Raw genomic sequence first — 22,619 nt, forward strand, 5'->3', positions numbered from 1 at the left:
GTCTTTTCATTCTGTCCCAAACAGATGGACCGGAATGCCCGCTTTGGCAAGCACGCATGGACGTTTATCCACTTAAGATCATTGCGAACTGCGGGTTTGATGTCTATTTTGCCAATTTGTTGATAAAATCTCAAAACGGCGGGTTTGACGCAGGTGCGATCAAACCGCTTTCTAGGAACGGAACCAGGACCATGACGGCGCTTGCCAGTATCGAAAGTCAGGACATCGCGACGCTTATGCGCGAAATGGGCATCAATGCCCGCACCGCTGCACTCGAACTTGCACAGGTCCCGTCAGAACCAAAAGTAGCCGCCCTGAAAACCGCCGCCGCAAAGCTGCGCGAAAATGCCGCCGCCATTCTTGAAGCCAATGCCAAGGATATGGAAGCCGGCCGTGCAAAGGGCCTTACCGCTGCCCTTCTGGACCGTCTTGCCCTTGACGAAGCCCGGATCGAAGGCATTGCATCGGGTGTCGAAGCGGTCGCAGATCTTCCTGATCCCGTTGGTCGTGAACTGGCCCGCTGGAGCCCGGAACATAACGGGCTTGATATCGCACGCGTTTCGGTACCGCTTGGCGTGATTGGCATCATTTATGAAAGCCGCCCGAACGTTACCGCCGATGCCGGTGCGATGTGCATCAAATCAGGCAATGCCGCGATCCTGCGCGGCGGGTCGGAAAGCTTCAACTCGTCGCGTGCGATCTTTGATTGCATGAAAGCCGGCATCATCGAGGCTGGCCTGCCCGAACATGCAATCCAGATGATCCCGGTGACCGATCGTGCCGCGGTTGGCGAAATGCTGAAACTGTCGGACTATATCGATGTCATCGTTCCGCGCGGGGGCAAGTCGCTTATTTCGCGCATTACCGATGAAAGCCGCATTCCGCTGTTCAAACATCTTGAAGGTCTGTGCCACACCTATGTCCATGCCAGTGCCGACCCGCAAAAGGCCGTGGATATCGTGGTCAATGCCAAGATGCGCCGTGTGGGTATCTGTGGTGCGACCGAAACCGTCCTGATTGACAGTTCGGTTGCCGGGCGTCTGTTGCCCCGTATTGCCGAGGCGCTGGTTGCCAAGGGCTGCGAGCTGCGCGGTGATGAAACCGCACAGGCGATTGATGGCCGCATCAAACCGGCAACGGCGGATGACTGGGTCACCGAATATCTTGATGCGATTGTCTCGATCAAGGTTGTCTCGGGCGTTGACGAAGCCGTCAATCACATCAACACATACGGTTCGCACCATACCGATGCGATCATTGCCGAAAACGCCACCGCCACCGCGACCTTCCTCAACGGGGTTGATTCGGGGATCGTGATTGTCAATGCATCGACCCAGTTTGCCGATGGCGGCGAATTTGGCATGGGGGCAGAAATCGGCATTTCGACCGGCAAGCTTCATGCACGCGGTCCGGTCGGAGTCGAACAGCTGACCAGCTATAAATACATCGTGCGCGGTCAGGGTCAGACCCGTCCATGAGCGTCCCTGCGCCAAGATCGCATGTCGCACCAAAACGCGTCGGATTGCTGGGCGGGTCGTTCAACCCCGCTCATGAAGGGCACCTTCATATATCGCTCGAAGCGTTGAAACGCCTGCAATTGGACGCGGTTTGGTGGCTGGTTTCCCCGCAGAACCCGCTCAAGTCCAGAACCGGTATGGCCGACCTTGCCGATCGCTTTGATTCTGCACTGATGATGGCAAAGCATCCCCGCATTGTTGTTTCTGCAATTGAAACCGAGCTTGGAACCCGCTATACGGCCGACACTCTTGCAGCCTTGCAACGTCGTTTTACCCAAACACGGTTCGTTTGGCTGATGGGAGCAGACAACCTGGCCCAGTTCCATAAATGGAAATGGTGGGACAGGTTGATTTTACGTGCTCCCATTGCGGTTATCGACCGTGAGGGGTATTCTAACAAGGCATTGTCCGGAACCGCCGCGCGCCGTATGGAACGCTGGCGTATTCCCATGGACAGGGCGGGTTTGCTGGCCGATCTTGATGTTCCGGCCTGGGTATACCTGCCGATCAAGCGCCATCCGGCCTCTTCGACCGCAATTCGCGCCGAAGGCAGATGGCAGGTGTAAGCAACACGGAGAGGTGCGTTTCGGGTTATCCGACCATCCCGTGGAAAGTTAAGGTGGCGACCATAGGTACCGCAAAACAAACTCTGAAGCCGGGCGAAATGCTTGCGCTGATCCAGAGATCGCTCGAAGACGACAAGGCAGAAGACCTTGTCACCATTGATCTGACCGATAAAACCTCCCTTGCCGATCATATGATCATTGCAACCGGCTCGTCATCACGTCGTGTGGCAGCCATGGCAGAACATATTGTCGAAGCAATCAAGGATGCCGGTCAGGGCCGTGCCCAGGCAGAGGGCAAGGAACAGGGTGACTGGGTTCTGGTTGATACCGGCGATGTCATCGTTCATCTGTTCCGTCCGGAAGTTCGCGCCTTCTACAACATCGAAGAGATGTGGGGCGTTGAAAACCCGGCTCTGAAACAGCAGGCAGCGCGGCTGTATTAACAGCCCGCGCTGTTTGGCGCCTGCCCGTTGCGGGCGTCACTGAACAGATATCTGCATAACGGTCTGGATCTGAGACATGCAAATTACCCTTGCTGCGGTCGGGCGGATGAAAGCTGGCCCCGAAAAAGATCTGTTTGACCATTATGCAGCCCGGCTGCGCTGGCCCTTTGCCGTACGCGAAGTCGAAGAAAAGAAAAAACTCCCCCCCAATCAGCTCAAAGACCGCGAAGCAGAATTGCTGCTTGGCGCCATACCCGACAACGCGTTCCTGATTGCCCTTGATGAACGCGGCAAGGAATATGGTTCGATCGAGTTTGCCCAAAAACTCGAAGGCTGGATGGATCAGTATGCCGGCAATATCGCCTTTGCCATTGGCGGGGCGGACGGACATGGCGCGGCCCTTAAATCCCGCGCCAATACGCTATGGTCACTGGGCAAGGCGACCTGGCCGCATATGCTGGTGCGCGCACTGATCGCCGAACAGCTGTTCCGCGCACATGCCATCCAGACCAATCATCCCTATCACCGCGAATAAAATATCGGGTGCACTGCACCCCCTGTCCTGACGACCTTTTTGTTCAGATCGCAACGGATGACCGAGTGAAGAAATCGCTTCTCTCGTTTTTCGTGCATGTTGCCTTGCAACATATCGCCATTCCCGCTAACATTTTCATCACAAGAAAAAAACATTCCCAATATCAAAAATACTCTTGGGTAGTGGCGAGGCTTTGAAAATGGAACAAACCGTCTTTTCGGCAGATCAGACCGCCGATGGCGCGCGCAATGGTGGTGCATCCGAAGCACAGGTCCGGGATCTGATGCGCGGCATTTCAGCTGCCCTTGATTACATTCAGCATCTTCTGGAATTTGCCAATACGGCCGGCGAAAGCCAAGACAGTCTGATGCGCGAGATTGACGTGCGATCAAACAATTTGCGGGCCGGGCTTGATGAAACCCGCCGTGAAATTGCCAACAGCACCGACGTTGCCCACGAAGTTCAAAACACCACCCGATCAACCGTTGCCAGCAAGACCGACGCCATCCGCACCGATCTTGAACGCATCAGCGCGGAACTTGAAACCAAGGCCGAAGGCGCCAACAAGGTTCTGGGCGCGATCGAGGATATCGGCAAGGGCATCAAACTTCTGGCACTCAATGCTGCCATCGAAGCAGCCCGGGCCGGGGATCACGGGCGGGGCTTTGCCGTTGTCGCCAAGGAAGTCGGCAATCTGGCCCAAAGCACCATGCAACGCACCAACGAGGCGGTCGATCTGATTGACCTGTCGGAAGTCACACAGTCTTTGCGCAAAAGCATGGCCAATATCGGCAGCGACCTTGACAGTCTGGGCAGCGAGATCGAAGCATCCCTTGCCACGCTTCAGGAACGGTTTGCCAATATGTCCGAACGGCTTTCGGACATTTCCGAACATAACCAAGTGGTGTTTGAATTGCTGTCAGGCAGCAAGGATGCATCGGCCCGCACCCGCAACAAGGTGACCTGGGCGCGGACCGATACCAGGACACTGGCCACCACATTGGCCGATGCCGGAACAGCCCAGCAGAAACTTGCGGGCTTTTTGAAAACCAACCACCTGCATGATGACCCGACCTTTGACCGGCTGGCTGATATCAAGGCGCGCGGAAAAATCCGCATTGCCATCGAACCGGCCTTTGTCGGGTTGTCATTCCGCCTTAGACCCGGGGATCCGTTGCGCGGACTGGATGCGGACTATGCGCGCGCACTGGCAAAATGGCTTGGTGTGGAATGTGAATTTGTTGAACATCCTTGGGATTTGCTGACCGAACTTCTGTTTGTCGGCACCAAACCGGGCAGCCCCACCGCCGATGTGGTCTGGAGCGCCCTGCCACCGAGTGAGTTTTACAAAGGTGTCGCCTATTCGGATACTTATACCTATCTGAATTTTGCGCTATGTCGCCGAGCTGGCAATAGCAGCATCAACCGCCTTGCCGATCTTGATGGCAAGGTTCTTGGCATCATCAATGATCCGGTGGCCTTTACCGTCCTTGAAGAACAGGGCCTGCGCTGGGCGGGAAATGAAAACAAGCCCGGCGGCATTGCCAGATTGTCCAACCTGATCGCCTATAGCGACCAGACCCGCCTGCATGATGCCCTGGCCGACGGGGCCGTTGATGCCTTTGCGGTGGATCAGCCGATTTTCCACTGGGCGGCCAACAACCCCGAAAGCCCCTGGCACGGTCGGATCGAAGTTCTGTCGGGCAGTATTCTGCCCTTGCCTTACTATTATACCGCGGCGGTCGCGGCCGATCCGTCATCATATAACCTGCTTGCCGCGATCAATGAATTCATCGCCGGTTTCCGCCCCACACCGGAACGGGCCGCCATTGAAAAGCTGTGGCAGGGACAGGCCATCAATCATCATCTGACCTACAAGGATGAAGCCGGCAATCTGATCGGCGCGGACGAACTTGAAACGCTTTATCACGCCCATTGCCGCAAACACGGCATCCGGATTGACGCATAAGGCAATATGATCACGGCATCGTCGGGCGTTCAGTCCGGACGATGCCGTGATCAACCCGCAAAAACCCCAAAACAGATCACCACCGTCACAGATCCTGTTTCGCAAATTCATAATATGCTGCCTTGCAACATAACTCGCCCGACGGTAGTGTTTCCCTAAAAGAAATAATTATTCCCAATTCAACGGGTAGTGGTGAGGCTTGAAGTATGGAAGAGACCATTCTGGCACCGCGTGATGACAGCATCATTCAAGATGATCACGTTTCGACACCCCAGCAACATGATGCATCCGGCTTGGCAAAGGATGCAGGAACGGAAGAAAGATCCACGGCAAGTGCGGATGATCTTGCCGCGCTGATGCGCGGGATATCTTCGGCACTGGATTATATCGAACATCTTTTGACATTCGCCAATACGGCGGGCGAAAGTCAGGACAGCCTGATGCGCGAAATTGATGTCCGGTCCAATAACCTTCGTACCGGCCTTGATCAGACCAAACGCGAAATTGACGAAAGTACCGCGACCGCCAGCACGGTTCAGGATGCCACCCGCACCACCGTTTCATCCAAGACCGATACCATTCGAAGCGACCTTGAAAAGATCAGCCAGGACCTTGAAACCAAGGCCGAAGGCGCAACCAAGGTGCTGAGTGCGATCGAAGATATCGGCAAGGGCATCAAGCTTCTGGCGCTCAATGCGACGATCGAGGCGGCGCGCGCAGGCGAACACGGGCGCGGTTTTGCAGTCGTCGCAAAGGAAGTCGGCAATCTGGCCCAAAGCACCATGCAGCGCACCAACGAGGCGGTTGATCTGATTGACCTGTCTGACGTAACCCGGTCCTTGCGCGAAAGCATGGCAAATATCGGAAGCGACCTTGACAGTCTTGGCAGCGAAATCGAAGAAGCCCTTGGCGGGCTTAAGGATCGTTTTGCTGCGATGTCGGGGCGCCTTGACCATATCAGCGGCCACAATCAGGTTGTTTTTGAACTGCTTGATGCCAGCAAGGAATCATCGGCACGCACCCGCAGCAAGGTATCCTGGGCCACCGGCGAAATTGGCAACCTATCGGCCTGCACCACAGATGAAACCGCGATCAGCGCCAAGCTTTCGCAGTTTTTGCGCAGCAATCATATCCATGATGACCCGGCCTATGACCGGCTGGCCGATATCAAGTCACGCGGCAAAATCCGGATTGCGATTGATCCGGCACTGGTCGGCGCATCATTCCGCCCCCAAAAGAACGGCCCGCTTCACGGCATTGATATCGACTATGCCCACGCCTTTGCCAAATCGATCGGTGTTGCCTGCGAATTTGTCGAACATCCCTGGGATTTGCTGACCGAATTGCTGTTTGCCGGCAAAAAGGCCGGGCAGCCGCCCGCCGATGTTGTCTGGTGTGCATTGCCACCGAGCGACTTTTACAAGGGTGTCGCGTTTTCAGATACCTACACCTATCTGAACTTTTCACTGATCCGGCGTCCGGAAAACACATCGATCAATACGATCGCCGACCTCGAAGGCAAGGTTCTTGGAACGGTCAATGACCCGGCCGCCCTTGCGGTTCTTGAAGATGTCGGATTGCGCTGGGCCGATAATGAAAACAAGCCCGGCGGCATTGCCAAACTGTCCAACATGATTGCCTATGGCGATATTTCGCGGGTTCATGATGCGGTTGCCACCGGTGCGATTGATGCCTTTGCCGGCGACCATCCGGTCTTTCACTGGGCATCAAGCAACCCGCAAAGCCCCTGGCACGGGCGGCTTGAAGTCCTGCCCAAACCGATCCTGCCCCATCCGTTTTTCTATGTCGCGGCCGTCGCGGCCGACCCGGCTTCCTATACGCTGTTATGCGCTATAAATGATTTCATTGCCCGGTTCCACACCACCCCGGAACGGGCCGCGATTGAAAAGCTGTGGCAGGGTGAGGCCATCAATCATCACCTGACCTACAAGGACGAAGCCGGCAATCTGATCGGGGCCGACGAACTTGCCAACAGCTATCAGGCCCATTGTCGGAAATTCAACATCGACCCGGCGAAATAAGGCGCCCCCCCCATACAACACGCTGGCGCGATGACGGTATCGGCACTATCATCGCGCCATGGCGACAAACAAAAAATCCCTGCGACAACAACGCATTCTGCGTGAACTTGACCATGAACCGTCCCTGCGGATCATTGATCTGGCAGACCGTCTTTCCGTGTCGACAGAAACCATCCGGCGCGATTTTGACGAACTGACCCAACAGGGATTGATCAACCGCACCTATGGCGGGGCGGTGCGTCGCCAGTCAAGCGAGCCGGGACTTAATGAACGCCACAAACTTCATATCGCCGAACGTGAACTGATTGCCCGCCACGCCATGCCTGTACTGGCCGGGACCCGCCATATCATGATCGGATCGGGTGCGACCACGGTCCATGTCGCCAAACGGTTGGCCGTAACCATGAATGACCTGACGGTCATCACCCATTCATTCGGGGTGGCAACGGTTCTTGCCATCAACCCGACCATCCGGGTCATCATGGCACCGGGCCTTTATCACGCCCAGGAAGGCGCGATGCATGGCGCGCAAACCATCCGTTTTCTTGAAAATTATCGGGTGGAATGGGCGATCCTTGGCGCCAGTGGCCTTGATGAAGATGGTGCAAGCGACGCCCTGATCGAAGCATCCGAAGTCTATGCCGTCATGATGGAACGGGCGACACGGTCCATGATCGTTGCCGATCATACCAAATTCAATCAGGCCTTCCCGGCGCGCTATTGCGACTGGGGAAATGTCGATATCCTGATCAGTGATCAGACACCGCCCGGATCCCTTGGCGAGACCATCCACGATACCGGTTGCCTGATCAAGGCCGGCTGACTGCCAAGTGCTGATTGCTGAGGGCCGATCACCCCAACCGACTAACCACAAGCACGCAGGGATTTTCCAAGCGCCTCGATAAAGAAATCGACTTCTGATCGTTTCAGGCACAGGGGCGGGCGAATTTTCAAGGTTTGCCCGTATTTTCCCGCCGCCCCGATCAAAACCCGGTGACGGCGCATGGCATTGATGACATCGGCCACCAGTTGACCGCTTGGTCGGGTCGGGTCACCGTCTTCGGACAGATCCACCCCCAAAAACAGCCCCGCCCCGCGTATATCACTGATCCGGCCATCCAGTTCGGCCAGATGCTGCAACCCTTCGCGCAAATAGGCCCCGCAAACCGCGGCATTGTTCTGAAGATTTTCATCACGGATGACATCAAGCACCGCAAGCCCCGTGGCCGCGGCAACCGGGCTTGCGGCAAAGGTATTGAAATAGCCGACATCCTCGCAAAATGCGGCCAGCATTTCGGGCCTTACCGCGATCCCGGCCATCGGAAAACCATTGCCCATCGGTTTGCCCATACTGACAATATCAGGGGCGACGTCATGACGTTCAAATCCCCAAAACGCGTCCCCGGTCCGGGCAAATCCGGGCTGGACCTCATCGGCGATGAACACACCGCCTGCACGGTGAATAACCGCGACAGCCAGTCGCAAGAACCCCTTGGGATTGGAAAAGACCCCGTCACTTGAAAAGATGCTGTCGACAATCAGGGCCGCCACCCCGTGCCCGCGCTCCTTCAAGGTGATCGCAGCCGAATGCACCGCATCTGCAAACCCGGCGGCAATATTGTCGCCATAGGCATGCTTGCCCGGTGGCGCGATGGCGATCACATGATCGGGCAAACCACCACGCTTGATTGCCGATGGCGATATCTCGGTCACAGCCGCCGTATTCCCGTGATAGGCACTTTCCGTCACGATGATGCCACGCGCCTTGGCCGCACGTTGCGCAATCCGGATGGCAAGATCGTTGGCCTCGCTACCGCTACAGGTCAGGACAATGTTTTCCAGATGGGCGGGAAATGTCGCCTTAAGGCGATCTAGATAGGCTTCAACTGTCTGATGCAGATAACGACTGTTGATATTCAGCCGGGCAGCCTGATTGGCCATGGCACTGACCACTTTTGGATGGCAATGCCCGACCGACGGCACATTGTTATAAAAATCCAGATAATTGGTGCCATCGGCCGCTGTCATCCAGCACCCCGATGCCGACACCATTTCGATCGGATCGCGATAAAACAATACTGAGGCCGCCCCGACATTGCGCAACCGGCGCCCCAAAAGATCGCTTTGGGGGCTGTCTTTTTTCTGCGGGCCATGATTGTCAAAGGCATTCATATCCAGAATGGGGCGCGCCTTGGTCATTACGCCCCCTCTGCCGCAAGATAGCTTTGCGCCATGGCAATGGTGCCGTCGGTAAAACCGGTTCCCATTTCCCGGGCGGTCGGCGTTTCGGGATGGCTGGCAATCCAGGCCGTCAGCAACAACCGTCTGAGCATCACAAAACTGTCGAGCATCGCACAATCGGCATCGGAAAACGGCGCAATCGTGCGATATCCCTCTATCCAGGCTTCCTTAAGCGCCGGCACAATCGGGTCCAGTTCGATAAAGCTGATGGCCGCGGCAAAGTCATAGCCAAACCAGCCAAATCCGCAGTCATCAAAATCAATAACGCCAAGCCGGTCCCCATCGACCAGAAGATTGGCCAGTCGCAGATCGGCATGGATCAGACCAAACCGGTCATTGCCCATACCAAACGTCACAAGCTTCTGATCCAGATGCTGGCAAACGCGCGTCAGCACCGCCAAACCGGCCCCGTCAAGACCCGGTGCAGCACGCCAGTCCCCCCAATGCGGGGTCGCGCCAAGGGTCGTGTCAAAGGTCCAGCTTTTGCGCACAAAATTGACCGACCGTGCCCATTGCCGCGCATGCCCGTGCAGGCGCGCACTGATCGCGCCCAGCTTGAAAAAACCATCCACCAGCGCATCATCCGCAGATGGTTCATCGCCTTGCATGAAATCAAAAGCAACAACATGGCGACCAACCCCTTCCTGATCGAACTCGGCAACCAGTGATCCGTCACTGCGCATGCGCGGTTTTGGTGTATCGACCACCTCGGCAGCGCGAAGCGCATTGATCCAGGCCAGCTCAGACTCGATTTCAGACCGTGTATGATATCCGGGGCGATGAACCCGCAAAATCAGCCGTGCGCCGGTTTTCGGGTCTGTCGCCAGAAACGTCGCATTCTCTGACACGGTCAAAAGCCTGACATCGGCATCCTCGCCCATGCCCCACCCCGGCAGAACCGAAATCGCACCGTCACGCAGGCGGCCAATCAGTTCGTCATCATATATTCCGCCCAATGCAGCCTCCCCTTTTGCACTATTCCGGTCTCCGGCTCATCTGTTGGCCTGTGCCCGATCCAACAATCTTTAACGCACCATCATCCAGCCACGGCGCGACCACCGGCATCACCCCCTTAACCGCGTCCTCGCGTTCCGGCATGTCCCGGCATGCCCCTTCAAGTCACCGCCCTGCCTTTGACGCCCCCTGGCCTTTGGTCGTCCGTACCGGCCATGGCAGCAGGCTCTCGTCGAATTGACGGGCTTTCTGATAAGCCGTCCGAAACTGTGTTCTGTGAATAGTGCGCCTTAAAATGTGTAACTTGCAACATTTTTTGTTGCATCACGGAAAAAATCACCCAATCATCAAGAAAACACACGCAATGCACAATCAGGGTAGCGCCACACCATCCCCGCCGGGGTATCGGACACTGGCACCTTCACGAAAGGATCCACCATGCTGACTTCAATTTCGGGAAAAACTGTCATCGTCACGGGTGGCTCCAAAGGGATCGGCAAGGGCATCGCCAACGTCTTTGCCAAACAGGGGGCCAAAGTCATGATTGCGGCCCGCACAGAAAAGGATGCGGCCATCGCAGTTGGCGAAATCACGGGTGCTGGCGGGACGGCCGATATGGTTTTGTGTGATGTGTCGGACTGGGATCAGGTCGCCGGGATGGCGGAATATACGGCCAAGACGTTTGGCGGCATTGATATCCTGTGCGCCAATGCCGGAATTTTCCCGCAAGTCAAAATGATCGATATGACGGCAGATGACTGGGACCAGGTCATGGCCACCAACCTCAAAAGCAGCTTTCTGTGCGTTAAAGCCTGCATCCCCTATTTCGAAAAAGCCGGCAAGGGACGGGTTGTGATTACCTCATCGATCACAGGCCCCGTAACCGGTTATCCCGGCTGGTCGCATTACGGAGCGTCCAAGGCCGGACAACTTGGCTTTATCCGCACCGCGGCAATGGAACTGTCGCGCTATAACACGACGATCAATGCCGTCATGCCGGGCAATATCATGACCGAAGGCCTTGCCGACCTTGGTCAGGACTATCTGGACTCAATGGCCAGTTCGATCCCGCTCAAACGTCTGGGCAGCGTCGAAGACATCGCCAATGCGGCCCTGTTCTTTGCCTCGGACGAAGCGGCCTATATCACCGGGCAATCCATCGTCGTTGACGGCGGCCAAATCCTTCCGGAATCGCTTGATGCCTTGGGCGAGATTTAAAATCTAAACAAGAAGCTCAATCAAGAAATGCACTTTAAGTTTGCATCCGATTTCCCGTTTGAATACAGATATTTCTGAATTTCAGGGGAGATCTATGATGGAACGTCGCCACCTTAAACTTATTGCAGTTCTGGGATGTGTCGCATTTCTTGGCGCCTGTGCCACATCGCGAAGTGTCGTACAAATCGAAGAGCCGGATACCATCGAGAACCCGACGGAGGGTGTCGAAGTCCGAATTCTGGAAGTGAATGACAAACGGCAATTCGAAATTGATCCGCCGCGACCTGATATCCCGTCACTTGCCAATGACGAAATTGATGACGATGCGATCACGGCGCGCGCATATGCCCGCAAACGCAACACATACGGCATGGCATTGGGCGATGTGCTGATTCCGGAAGGCAAAACCGTTGCCGATGCCATTGCCAAAACCGTGGAAAATGGCTTCCAGGCAGCCGGATACCGCGTCCTGACACCCGTCGACCCCAATTACGATAAGGCTGCCGATGTCAAAGTCGACATTGCCGAGTTTTGGTCGTGGTTCGAACCCGGCTTCTGGCAGGTCACAGTCCACAATCGAAGCGACATTACCATCACGACAGATGCCGCAATTGCGCCCGAGCCGATTAAAGTGACTGAACACTACAGGGAAAACATGCAGATGGTTCTCGATAGTGATTGGCAGGCCAGCGCGATCAAAGCGTTAAAGCAGGTACGCGAAACAATCACAGAACAGCTACAAAAGCTTTCGGCGCAATGAAGCGTTGATAACTGTCATTCCGCAAAACTCAAAACCGCGCCATGAAGGCGCGGTTTTTCGTTCAGATATCATGCAATCCATACTGGCTGCGCACCACGCCGGAATTATAGCGTTCTGATGCCAGCAACCGTGGTTTAATGCCACCGGCGTCACGCCCGAACAATGATATGCCGTCCCCCAGAACCTCCGGGATCGTAAAGATATCCAGCTGATCGGCAAAACCGCCAAACAGGAACTGTGTGACCACACTTCCGCCGCCAACAACCCAGATATCGCCATCGCCATTGCGGCTGTCGCGAAGCTGATCGACAAGTTCGATGATGCTGCCGCCATAGGCCTCGGTATTGGCCGGACGGTCTTGCGGAATATCGCGTGATGTCAGAACGATGGTGCGGCGGGCCTCATAGGGCCAATCGCCAAATTCCATCACCTGATCAAAGGTGTTTCTGCCAATGATCAGCGTGCCTACGGAGTCCAGAAAATCATCAAAGCCGAATTCGGCCGGATCATATTCATCCAGCCAATCCACCGCACCATTGGTGCGCGCAATGAAGCCATCCAGACTGACCGCGATGTAAATGCGGAACAGCTTTTTGCTCATGTCTAGGTCCAACCTTTGGTGGGGTCTTTGCCCCTTGTTTGCTCGCGCAGATCATAACAGATCCCCAACCAAAGGTCGCAAGAAACACATTTCACCAACCGGCGGTGAAATGACTGTATCACCCAAGATGTTGATTTAAATCGCGTTTCATCAATGTTGTAACATCAACATTCAACCACGTTGACATTGACGGCAAGGCCACCCTGACTGGTTTCCTTGTACTTGCTTTGCATGTCGAGTCCCGTCTGGCGCATGGTTTCAATCACACGATCCAGCGACACGGTATGCTGCCCGTCACCGCGCATTGCCAGACGCGCGGCATTGATTGCCTTGACCGCGCCCATTGTGTTGCGTTCGATGCATGGGACCTGCACCAGACCGCCAATCGGATCGCATGTCAGGCCAAGATTGTGCTCCATCCCGATTTCGGCGGCATTTTCAACCTGTTCGGGCGTGCCGCCCAGAACCGCACAAAGCGCGCCTGCGGCCATTGAACAGGCTACACCGACCTCGCCCTGGCAACCGACTTCGGCCGCCGAGATGGATGCGCGTTTTTTATAGATCGACCCAATCGCCGCCGCGGTCAGAAGAAATTCGCGAATTTTGGTCTGACTGACATTCGATCCGAACCGTTCATAATACCGAAGCACGGCCGGAATGACGCCAGCCGCACCATTGGTCGGTGCGGTCACGACACGTCCGCCGGCGGCATTTTCCTCGTTCACGGCAAGGGCATAAAGATTGACCCAGTCAATCACGGTCAGCGGGTCGCGAAGGCCTGCTTCGGGTTTTTCGGTCAATTCATGATAAAGCTTTGATGCCCGGCGTTTGACATTCAGCCCGCCGGGCAAAATGCCATCGGTTTTGCACCCGCGATCAATGCAATCCATCATTGCGCGATGAACACGATCAACAAATTCGTATGTTTCGTCCGGGCTGCGCCAGCTTTGTTCATTGGCCATCATGATTTCGGCAATCGATGCACCTTCGCGTTTGCAAATGGCCATCAATTCATCGGCCGATGAAAACGGATGGGGCAACGTGATATTGTCGCCGGAATACTCCGCCCCGCGATCATCGCCAGACACGATGAACCCGCCACCGACCGAAAAATATTCCTGTTCGTGAATTTTTACGCCATCGCGGTCAAATGCGGTAATCCGCATGCCATTGGGATGCTGTGGCAGGGTTTCGGTAAAGTGAAACACCAGATTGGTTTCACGATTGAAATCAACCGGATGCTTGCCATAAAGCTGCAATTGCGCACTGCTGTCGATGGCCTGCACGGTTGGCGCGACATCATCGGGGTCTACACTGCGCGGTCGATGGCCCGAAAGCCCCATGATCACGGCCGTATCGGTGGCGTGCCCCTTGCCGGTCAGGGCAAGCGATCCGTAAAGATCGACCACAACACTGCCCGCCTTGGTCAAAAGATTACGGGCATCAAGTTCAAGACAAAACCGGTATCCGGCGCGCATTGGTCCGACGGTATGCGAACTCGATGGTCCGATCCCGATGGTATAAAGATCAACAACAGAAAGGTTTACGTCTTGCACAGAACCGTCCTGCGATCCCGAACGGGGACCGGTGGCGGGATTGGTGGTCATAAGGGCCTCCTTCACGGCTCTTGAACGCGCGAAAATCGCGCCGTTTACGAACCGGTGTCTTGCCCCCTCTGTCCCTTGACCTGAGATTGTGCGCCCATGGGTCGAAAACAACATCAACCCACAGGTTTTCATCCTTCGGTGGAAGCCGGTGGTCATACATGTTTGATCTGTATGCTTGCCGAATTCTCTCTCCAGAGCCTCTATCCGCGACGGTCCATCTGCCTGAGAGTTTTATGGGGCTATTGCTCCTTCGGCGCCGGTTATGCGGGTAACCGGGCTCTCCCGTCGTGGTGCGAGACGCCATTTCTGCCGTCTCTGAGGATCACCGTTGGGGGCAGATTATCTGTGTCTGATACCCCTGTCAAAAAGCAGCTTTGCACCTGCAAAAAATTCCAGGTCGGGGTACTGTTTCGCGGCCACATTCGTGCTAAATTGCCGAAATTACGCATTTGCCTGTTGTGAGTAACGGTTGACCCACCCTGCCCGCGCAACAGGATTGATGGCGAATTACCCGGTAAGTCACCATATTTACGGGTAATTCAGCCTTTATCTCTATCAGTGGGGTTTATGAACGTGACTGTATCGAATTCCGTAAAGCGCCCGCGCCCTGTGGTGCTGTGTATTCTGGATGGCTGGGGGTATCGCGAAGAAACCAAGGACAACGCCGTTGCCTTGGCCAATACGCCTGTCTGGGATGCGCTTTATGCCAATTATCCGACCGGATTCCTCAAGGCTTGTGGTCTGGATGTCGGCCTGCCCGAAGGCCAGATGGGCAATTCGGAAGTCGGTCACATGAACCTCGGTGCCGGTCGTGTCGTCATGCAGGAACTGCCCAAAATTGACGAGGCCGTCAAAACCGGAAGCATCGCCGATACCGATGCGGTCAAGAAAATCATCGCAACGCTGCGCGATAGCAAGGGTGTCTGCCACATTGCCGGTCTTCTGTCCGAAGGTGGCGTGCATTCCCATCAGGCCCATATGGCCGCCCTTGCCAAAATCATCGCAGGCGCCGGTGTGCCGGTCAAAATTCACGCCTATCTTGATGGCCGTGATACCGCCCCGAAAAGTGCTGCCAAATTCCTTGAGAAATTCCGCGCCCTGATCGGCGATGCCAATGTCGAGATTGTCACCGTGACCGGGCGTTATTACGCCATGGACCGTGATAACCGTTGGGAACGCGTCAGCCAGGCCTATTTCACCATGGTTCAGGGCAAAAACTATGCCGATGGTCGCACTGCCGAAAGTGCGGAGGCCGCGATTGCCAATGCCTATGCGAATGACACCACCGACGAGTTTGTCCTGCCAACTGTGATTGGCGATTTTGACGGGATCAAGGATGGCGATGGCATCCTGATGACCAATTTCCGTGCCGACCGTGCGCGCGAAATCCTTGCTGCCCTGTGCGCGCCGGAATTTGACGGGTTTGATCGCGGTACCGCGCCGAAATTTGCCGTTCAGGCCGGCATGGTCGAATATTCGTCCGAACACGCCAAATACATGGATGCGATCTATCCGCCGCAAACCCTTCCCAACATCTTTGGCGAAGTGGTTTCCAAGGCCGGGCTGAAGCAGCTTCGTATTGCCGAAACCGAAAAATATCCGCATGTGTCGTTCTTCTTTAACGGCGGCGAAGAACAGGTTTTCGAAGGTGAAGACCGCATTCTGGTCGCATCGCCCAAAGTCGCGACCTATGACCTTCAGCCGGAAATGTCCGCACCCGAAGTCACCGAAAAACTGGTCGATGCCATCAAATCGGAAAAATATGACGCGATCATCCTGAACTTCGCCAACCCCGACATGGTTGGGCATAGCGGCATTCTGTCAGCTGCTATGAAAGCAGCCGAGGCCGTTGATACCTGCCTTGGCAAGGTGATTGATGCGATCAAGTCGGTTGGCGGCGTTGCCTTTGTCACCGCCGACCACGGCAATTGCGAGGTCATGGTCGATCCGGAAACCGGTGAACCCCATACTGCACATACCCTTAATCTGGTGCCGACCATTCTTGTTAACGGTCCGGAAGGGGTAACATTGGAGAATGGGCGCCTTGCCGATGTTGCACCGACTTTGCTGCAACTCCTTGGCGTGCCACAGCCAGCCGAGATGACTGGCAAACCGTTGCTTAAGGGCCTGAAACAGAATGATGCGCTTCTTGCGAGCTAAGTCAGCTTATGAGATCGCCCTGCCTGCCGTGACCGCGCTTGCGCTGTGTCTGGCAGGCGGGGCAGCGCCTTCTTTTGCCCAGTCGCTTCAAAAAGTTGACAAGAAACTTGATCAGCTTGAAAGCCAGCTGTCCGAACAGCAAAAACAGGAAGAATTCCTGTCGCGCAAATCGCGGGAACTCTGGACCGAGGAACAGGCCCTGCAATCCGAAGCCATTTCGGTTGCCCGCCGTACCCAGCGTCTGGAGACAACCCTGACCGAACTTGAAGATCAGCTGCAATCGCTTGAAACCCGTGAAAAGGTCGCGGCCACCAGCCTTGAGGACAAGGCCGGTCAATATGCCCGCATCCTGATGGCCTTGCAGCGTCTTTCGACCACCCCGCCCGAAGCGGTCATTGCCCTTCCGACATCGCCGCAGGATACCTTGCGTTCGGCGGTATTGCTCAAGGCCGCACTGCCCGGCGTTGAACAGCATGCCCGCGACCTGCGTAAGGAACTCGATGAAATTGCACGTTTGCGCGAAGATATCCGCACCCAACGCGCGGACGTAGCCGAAGCCACCCGTGCGCTGCAACAGGAACGCACATCGCTTGCCGCATTGCTGAGTGAAAAGCGCCGCCTGCGCACCGAAACCGAGGCCGAAGCCCACGAAGCCGCCAAGGCCGTAAATGCGCTGGCTGACGAGGCCAAATCACTTGGCGAGTTGCTGAGCACCTTGCGCAAACGGGCCGAAGGTCTCCCTGCACCGCGATCACGCCCGGAAATTGATGTCGCCACCCGGACCGAACCCGATGCCGATACGCTGGGCGCAACCACGATTGCCCGCAATACGCCCCCCGAACCGCCAGCCCGCAAGGAAGAACCGGCCGCCGCCACCCCGAAACAGGATGGCACAAGCGACGAAGAATTCGCGGTTGGCAGTTCGATCACCCTGGCGCATGGGCATTTGCGCATGCCTGCCAGTGGCAAAGTCGTCACACTGTTCGGGGAAAAATCGCGTGGTCCGGACGGATTGACCGTCACAAGATCCAAAGGAATTGAGATCAGCACCCGCGCAAATGCGCAGGTTGTCTCGCCCTTTGATGGCAAAGTTGTCTTTGCAGGCCCCTTCCGCGGGTACGGCCGACTCTTGATTATCGAACACGGCGAAGGATACCATAGTCTTATCGCCGGTTTTGATCGGCTCGACAGTGTGGTAGGACAATATCTGTTGGCGGGCGAACCTGTTGGTATTATGGGTGAAACAGCGCCTAAACTCTATCTGGAGATGCGCCAGGACGGAGAAGCGATCAATCCGCTTCCGTGGCTGGCCTCGAAAAACGGCAAGGTAAGTGGATGAAAACCTCTCGATTGGCAGTACTCGCACTCGCGACCGGCATGACTTTCGGCCTTGCGTCCCCAAGTCTGGCGCAATCTTCAACCTCCTCGGCTGAGACATATCGTCTTTTGAACCTGTTTGGTGACGTGTTTGAACAGGTCAAAGCCAAATATGTCGAAGAAGTCGATGACAAGCAGCTGATCGAAGCCGCCATCAACGGCATGCTGACGTCACTTGATCCGCATTCCTCTTATCTGAACATGGATAATTTCGAGGAAATGCAGGTCGATACCCGTGGCGAATTCGGCGGTCTTGGCATCGAAGTCACGATGGAGGACGGCTTTGTCAAAGTCATCGCACCGATCTATGACACGCCCGCCGAAAAGGCCGGCCTGCAACCGGGCGACTTCATCACCCATATCGACGGCACCGCCATTCGCGGCATGACGCTTAATGATGCGGTCGAAATGATGCGCGGCAAGGTCAATACCGACATTGTCCTGACCATCATCCGTAAGGGCGAACAGGCTCCGTTTGATGTCACCCTGACCCGTGCGGTGATCAAGATCCAGTCGGTCCGCGCCGAAGCCAAGGATGATATCGGCTATATCCGCATCACCAAATTCAACGAACAGACCTTTAGCGGCCTGCAACGTGCGATTGGCGACATGCGCGATCAGATCGGCCCGGAAATCAAGGGTCTGGTGATTGATCTGCGCAACAACCCGGGTGGCCTGCTTGATCAGGCGATTTCGGTATCCGATGCCTTCCTGGACAAGGGCGAAATCGTCTCGACCCGCCCGCGTGATACCCAGAATACCGAACGCTATAACGCGCGGTCCGGTGATCTGGCCGAAGGACTGCCGATTGTTGTTCTGATCAATGACGGTTCGGCATCGGCATCCGAAATTGTTGCCGGCGCCCTTCAGGATCACCGCCGTGCGGTCATCATGGGCACGCGCAGCTTTGGCAAGGGATCGGTTCAGACTATCCTTCCGATGCCGGGCAATGTTGCACTGCGCCTGACCACCGCACGTTATTACACGCCATCGGGCAAATCCATTCAGGAAGTCGGCATCGTTCCGGACATCATCGTGCCACAGGCCCGTGTTGAAAGTATCGAAAGCGATACCCGCCGGTCCGAGGCATCCCTGAACGGTGCGCTTCGCAATGAAGACGCCGCGACCACAGACGCAGAAAAGGATGCAAATTCCCGCCGGGATGAAGCCGAGCAACTTGCGATCGACGATTATCAGCTTTCGCGGGCGCTTGACATGATCCGGGGCATTTCGCTGTTTGGTCCGCGCCCGAAAGGGTAAGGACCATCCGGACATCGTGAGAGACTAGCTGTTCGTGTTCAGGAAAATCCTAAATTCCTTGCCATTCCGAAAGAAGAAGGATGGCGATCTCGACGAGGACATGGCCGGCGCGCTGGCCGACGACCTTGGCGACGGGATGACTGACGCTGAAGAAGTCAATCTTGATGACCTGCCTTTTAACGAACTTCCGATCGAAATTCAGATCAAGCGTCTGCCCAAGCGGCCGAAATCACGGCGCAGCTGGCTGTCGAAAATTCTGATCATTCTGGTCTTCCTGTCGCCCTTCGGGGCGACAGCGGTTGCGCTGATCCCGATCCTTGATCCGGAAACCGGCTGGCGGCTGTTTCATCTTGGCAGTCCCGAGGCCCTGGTGGCTGTCCCGGGGTCTGAACGCGAACTTCAGGAAGAAATCGCGCGCGGTGTGCGCGACATGCAGGAACGCGAACGCGCCCAGCATAATGGCGATGTCGGTCCCGATGGCACTCCACAATCCGCCGAAGACATCACCAATCAGCTTTCCGGTGTCTCCGATCTGGTCGGGCCGGCCGATCAGGCTGACGGTGTTGCCCCCGATACCGAACTAAGCCCCGAAGAACTGGCCGCCATCATCGCCGAAGAAGGATCGATTGACGATCCGATCGAACCCGATCCCTTGCGCAAGGCCCCGCTGCCCGGTCTGGATGAAGAAGGCAGTTTCGGCCGTGTCCCGCGCATTGCCGATGATGGTACCACACCGTTTGATGCCTATAAGCGGCCCTTTGAAAAAACCGACGGGCAACCCTATGTCGCGATCATTCTGACCGGGGTTGGCCTGAATGAAGCCCGCACCGAAACCGCGATCAATGATCTGCCGCTTAATATTTCGTTGGGCATTTCCCCTTATAGCCGCGACATCAAAACCGTTGCCGAACAGGCCCGCGAAATGGGCCATGAAGTCTTTCTTGAATTGCCGATGGAACCGGCTGATTTCCCGCTTTCCGATCCGGGGCCGCGCGCGCTTTTGACGTCCCTGTCAGAGGGTGAAAACCTTGTGCGGCTTGAATGGTTGCTCGCACAGTTCCCCGGCTATGCCGGACTGGTCAGCCACGAAGGATCAAAATTCGGAAGCCTTGATAGCGCCATCCGCCCGATCATTGAATTCGTATCGCGTTCGGGCCTGATGTATCTCGAAGGTACGCGCAGCGGCATGGCAAGCTATGGCGCGCAACTGGCATCAAATGCCGGAACGCCAAACGCGGTTGGCAACATTCTGATCGATCAGGTTCCCAGCCGCCGCCAGATTGATGCAAGACTTGCCGATCTGGTCCAGCTTGCCAAACGCAATGGTGTTGCTGTCGGCTTTGCCCAATCCTATCCGGTCACCATTCAGCGCCTGCGCAACTGGGCTTTGCGCCTGAAACGACAGGGCGTCGAACTGGCACCGGTCAGTGCGATTGCCAATATGCAGGTCACCCCGCAATCCGCCGCCGAAGCCGAAGCCGCACGCCGCGAAGCCGAACAGCGCGAAAGCGAAATCATGGCACAGGAAGCCGAAAACAATCCAGCTGAAAATACCGCAGACGAACCCGCCGCCACCATCGAAAGTCAGTGACCGGACGCCAAACGCACCCGGCCCCGATCACCCAGGAGAAATCATGGCTGACAAATCCGCATCCCCGTCCGATACGAACTCAACCGATACCACAAGGGTAAGGGCCGAAGACCTGCCCTATCGCCCCTGTGTCGGTATTGCGCTTTTTAACAAGGATGGCCTGGTCTGGGTCGGCAACCGTTTCGGATTTGAAGGCGCATGGCAATTGCCCCAAGGCGGCATTGACGATGGCGAAACCCCGATTGAAGCCGCCCTGCGCGAGCTCAAGGAAGAAATCGGCACCGACAAGGCTGAAATCATCGCCGAAACGCCCGACTGGCTGACCTATGATCTGCCAGACCATCTGATTGGCAAGGCGTTCAAGGGCAAGTATCGCGGCCAAAAGCAGAAATGGTTTGCCATGCAATTCACGGGCAAGGACAAGCATATCAATATTGATGTGCCCAACCCGGAATTTGATGCCTGGCGCTGGAACGATCTGGCGACGCTGCCCGACATGATCGTGCCGTTCAAACGGCCCGTTTATTTGCAACTTGCCGAGGCATTTCGTGATGTACCGCAAAGAATTCGTAAAATGAAAAAGGCATAAAGGACCAGAACGCGGCTTGATCGCTGCTTTCTTTTCGCTAAATTTTACGAATTATCAGACACCTACGACTTAGAGGAGCTCCAATATGGGTACGGATCGGTTTATCTTTGGTGTTCTGACCATTGTGGTCGGTCTTTTCGGACTGTTCTATGCGTCAGGCTCGCATGACGGTTATTCCTATTTTGTCGGCTTGGCCCTGTTTGTCGGTGCTGTGCTGTTCATGTTCCACCTGATCAAGGGGTATTATGATCAGCTTGATGCAACCGATCACTGATCACGCGCTGTGCCTGATACAGCCGTAACCGGCATCAATGCTTTTAAATTCCCCCAAAAGGCTCTAGGAATTAACCATGAGCAATACACATTGGGATCCTGCCCGTTACGGTCTGTTTGGCAATGAACGCCTGCGACCTGCCATTGATCTGATTGGCCGCCTGCCAAAAGCAGCCAGCGGCTTTTCCCCGCGCCATATCGTTGATCTGGGATGCGGTCCCGGTTCGGTGACCGCAATTCTTGCCGATGCCTTTGCAACGGACGACGATGACAGTCCCCGTATTGTCGGCGTTGATTCATCTGACGAGATGTTGGACACCGCGCGCAAACGATCCGAAAACATTGACTGGCAAAAGGCCGATATTGCCACCTGGCAACCTGACGAGCAGGTCGATCTTCTGTTTTCCAATGCGGCCTTGCATTGGGTGCCAGATCACTCGACCCTGTTTCCCCGCCTTCTGGACTTTGTCCGTCCGGGCGGCATGATCGCCATTCAGGTTCCCAACAATTTCCTGGCGCCAAGTCATCAGCTGATCGGCGAAGCCGGCATGGAGTGGCGCAAGGAAGTGGCACAGGCCATGCACGCAGCCCGTATCATGCGTCCGGGTGATTATTTCGATGTTCTCGCACCGTCTTGCGATGAGATCGATCTGTGGCAGACGCAATATTGTCATGTCCTGAACGGGCCGGATGCGGTTTATAACTGGACCAGTTCGACCATCCTGCGCCCGGTGATGGCGGCCCTTCCTGATGACGCGGCACGCGCAACCTTTACCGCGAAATACAAGGAACGCCTTAATCAGGTTTATCCGATCCGCGATGATGGCCGCACGCTGTTTCCGTTCAACCGTCTTTTCATGGTTGCGCGCAAACGCCCAAGCTAACCCCACCGAACCATTCCCTGACAAGGAGCCGC

20 protein-coding genes and 1 riboswitch are annotated in these 22,619 nt (G+C 55.9%); of the genes, 16 read left to right on the forward strand and 4 right to left on the reverse strand.

Features of this window, described 5'->3' with window-relative positions; translation table 11 throughout:
* Window positions 1-191: 191 nt before the first annotated feature.
* The 7 genes from M9H61_RS11180 (at window position 192) to M9H61_RS11210 (ending at window position 7,895) form a co-directional block, all read left to right on the forward strand.
* Entirely contained in the window at window positions 192-1,478 is a 1,287-nt protein-coding gene (locus M9H61_RS11180) for a glutamate-5-semialdehyde dehydrogenase (RefSeq protein WP_250280463.1), read from the forward strand.
* Window positions 1,475-2,083 (forward strand): nicotinate-nucleotide adenylyltransferase, encoded by a 609-nt coding sequence (locus M9H61_RS11185; RefSeq protein WP_068519811.1) that lies wholly within the window; start codon window positions 1,475-1,477, stop codon window positions 2,081-2,083. Before M9H61_RS11180 ends, M9H61_RS11185 begins: the two co-directional genes overlap by 4 nt.
* Window positions 2,084-2,136: 53 nt before the next feature.
* On the forward strand, window positions 2,137-2,526 hold the full coding sequence (gene rsfS, locus M9H61_RS11190) for a ribosome silencing factor (RefSeq protein ID WP_228196103.1): 390 nt from the start codon (window positions 2,137-2,139) through the stop codon (window positions 2,524-2,526).
* A 76-nt stretch (window positions 2,527-2,602) separates the two neighbouring features.
* Window positions 2,603-3,061, forward strand: coding sequence for a 23S rRNA (pseudouridine(1915)-N(3))-methyltransferase RlmH (rlmH, locus tag M9H61_RS11195; RefSeq protein ID WP_068519813.1), 459 nt, complete (start codon window positions 2,603-2,605; stop codon window positions 3,059-3,061).
* A gap of 199 nt (window positions 3,062-3,260) precedes the next feature.
* Window positions 3,261-5,030 (forward strand): methyl-accepting chemotaxis protein, encoded by a 1,770-nt coding sequence (locus M9H61_RS11200; RefSeq protein ID WP_250280465.1) that lies wholly within the window; start codon window positions 3,261-3,263, stop codon window positions 5,028-5,030.
* A gap of 206 nt (window positions 5,031-5,236) precedes the next feature.
* Window positions 5,237-7,072, forward strand: a complete 1,836-nt coding sequence (locus M9H61_RS11205; protein WP_250280467.1) for a methyl-accepting chemotaxis protein — start codon at window positions 5,237-5,239, stop codon at window positions 7,070-7,072.
* Between the two features lie 58 nt (window positions 7,073-7,130).
* Entirely contained in the window at window positions 7,131-7,895 is a 765-nt protein-coding gene (locus M9H61_RS11210) for a DeoR/GlpR family DNA-binding transcription regulator (RefSeq protein WP_250280469.1), read from the forward strand.
* 41 nt (window positions 7,896-7,936) lie between these two features.
* Here M9H61_RS11210 and M9H61_RS11215 read toward each other — a convergent pair whose 3' ends face one another.
* Together M9H61_RS11215 and M9H61_RS11220 are read right to left on the reverse strand one after the other, a co-directional pair.
* Window positions 7,937-9,271: an aspartate aminotransferase family protein gene (locus M9H61_RS11215; protein WP_250280471.1), complete on the reverse strand. Its 1,335-nt coding sequence runs from the start codon at window positions 9,269-9,271 to the stop codon at window positions 7,937-7,939.
* The gene (locus tag M9H61_RS11220) at window positions 9,271-10,269 is read right to left on the reverse strand and encodes a phosphotransferase enzyme family protein (protein ID WP_250280473.1); all 999 of its coding nucleotides are present in this window, start codon (window positions 10,267-10,269) and stop codon (window positions 9,271-9,273) included. The genes M9H61_RS11215 and M9H61_RS11220 overlap by 1 nt, the downstream gene beginning before the upstream one ends.
* A 436-nt stretch (window positions 10,270-10,705) precedes the next feature.
* On the opposite strand from M9H61_RS11220, the gene fabG reads away from it, so the two are divergent.
* Together fabG and M9H61_RS11230 are read left to right on the forward strand one after the other, a co-directional pair.
* On the forward strand, window positions 10,706-11,485 hold the full coding sequence (gene fabG / locus M9H61_RS11225; RefSeq protein ID WP_250280475.1) for a 3-oxoacyl-ACP reductase FabG: 780 nt from the start codon (window positions 10,706-10,708) through the stop codon (window positions 11,483-11,485).
* 97 nt (window positions 11,486-11,582) lie between these two features.
* Entirely contained in the window at window positions 11,583-12,245 is a 663-nt protein-coding gene (locus M9H61_RS11230; RefSeq protein WP_250280477.1) for a hypothetical protein, read from the forward strand.
* A gap of 61 nt (window positions 12,246-12,306) precedes the next feature.
* Here the strand turns inward: M9H61_RS11230 and M9H61_RS11235 are convergent, their stop codons facing one another.
* The gene (locus M9H61_RS11235; protein ID WP_250280479.1) at window positions 12,307-12,846 is read right to left on the reverse strand and encodes a dihydrofolate reductase family protein; all 540 of its coding nucleotides are present in this window, start codon (window positions 12,844-12,846) and stop codon (window positions 12,307-12,309) included.
* 164 nt (window positions 12,847-13,010) lie between these two features.
* On the reverse strand, window positions 13,011-14,453 hold the full coding sequence (locus tag M9H61_RS11240) for an L-serine ammonia-lyase (protein WP_101247230.1): 1,443 nt from the start codon (window positions 14,451-14,453) through the stop codon (window positions 13,011-13,013).
* Between the two features lie 200 nt (window positions 14,454-14,653).
* Window positions 14,654-14,748, reverse strand: a riboswitch (glycine riboswitch).
* 272 nt (window positions 14,749-15,020) lie between these two features.
* On the opposite strand from M9H61_RS11240, the gene gpmI reads away from it, so the two are divergent.
* The 7 genes from gpmI (at window position 15,021) to M9H61_RS11275 (ending at window position 22,587) form a co-directional block, all read left to right on the forward strand.
* Complete coding sequence (gene gpmI / locus M9H61_RS11245) at window positions 15,021-16,613, forward strand: 2,3-bisphosphoglycerate-independent phosphoglycerate mutase (RefSeq protein WP_250280482.1); 1,593 nt, start codon at window positions 15,021-15,023, stop codon at window positions 16,611-16,613.
* Entirely contained in the window at window positions 16,591-17,952 is a 1,362-nt protein-coding gene (locus M9H61_RS11250) for a murein hydrolase activator EnvC (protein WP_101247232.1), read from the forward strand. Before gpmI ends, M9H61_RS11250 begins: the two co-directional genes overlap by 23 nt.
* Window positions 17,949-19,250, forward strand: coding sequence for a S41 family peptidase (locus M9H61_RS11255; protein WP_068519826.1), 1,302 nt, complete (start codon window positions 17,949-17,951; stop codon window positions 19,248-19,250). The genes M9H61_RS11250 and M9H61_RS11255 overlap by 4 nt, the downstream gene beginning before the upstream one ends.
* 58 nt (window positions 19,251-19,308) lie before the next feature.
* The gene (locus tag M9H61_RS11260; protein WP_114113159.1) at window positions 19,309-20,841 is read left to right on the forward strand and encodes a divergent polysaccharide deacetylase family protein; all 1,533 of its coding nucleotides are present in this window, start codon (window positions 19,309-19,311) and stop codon (window positions 20,839-20,841) included.
* A 43-nt stretch (window positions 20,842-20,884) separates the two neighbouring features.
* A complete protein-coding gene (locus tag M9H61_RS11265) occupies window positions 20,885-21,430 on the forward strand; it encodes an RNA pyrophosphohydrolase (RefSeq protein ID WP_250280483.1) in 546 nt (181 codons plus the stop codon).
* 85 nt (window positions 21,431-21,515) lie between these two features.
* Window positions 21,516-21,704: a hypothetical protein gene (locus M9H61_RS11270; RefSeq protein ID WP_101247235.1), complete on the forward strand. Its 189-nt coding sequence runs from the start codon at window positions 21,516-21,518 to the stop codon at window positions 21,702-21,704.
* 76 nt (window positions 21,705-21,780) lie between these two features.
* On the forward strand, window positions 21,781-22,587 hold the full coding sequence (locus M9H61_RS11275; protein WP_250280486.1) for a methyltransferase domain-containing protein: 807 nt from the start codon (window positions 21,781-21,783) through the stop codon (window positions 22,585-22,587).
* The last annotated feature ends 32 nt before the right edge of the window (window positions 22,588-22,619 follow it).

Source organism: Thalassospira sp. GO-4 (genome assembly GCF_023588965.1).
GTDB classification, from domain to species: Bacteria; Pseudomonadota; Alphaproteobacteria; order Rhodospirillales; family Thalassospiraceae; genus Thalassospira; species Thalassospira povalilytica.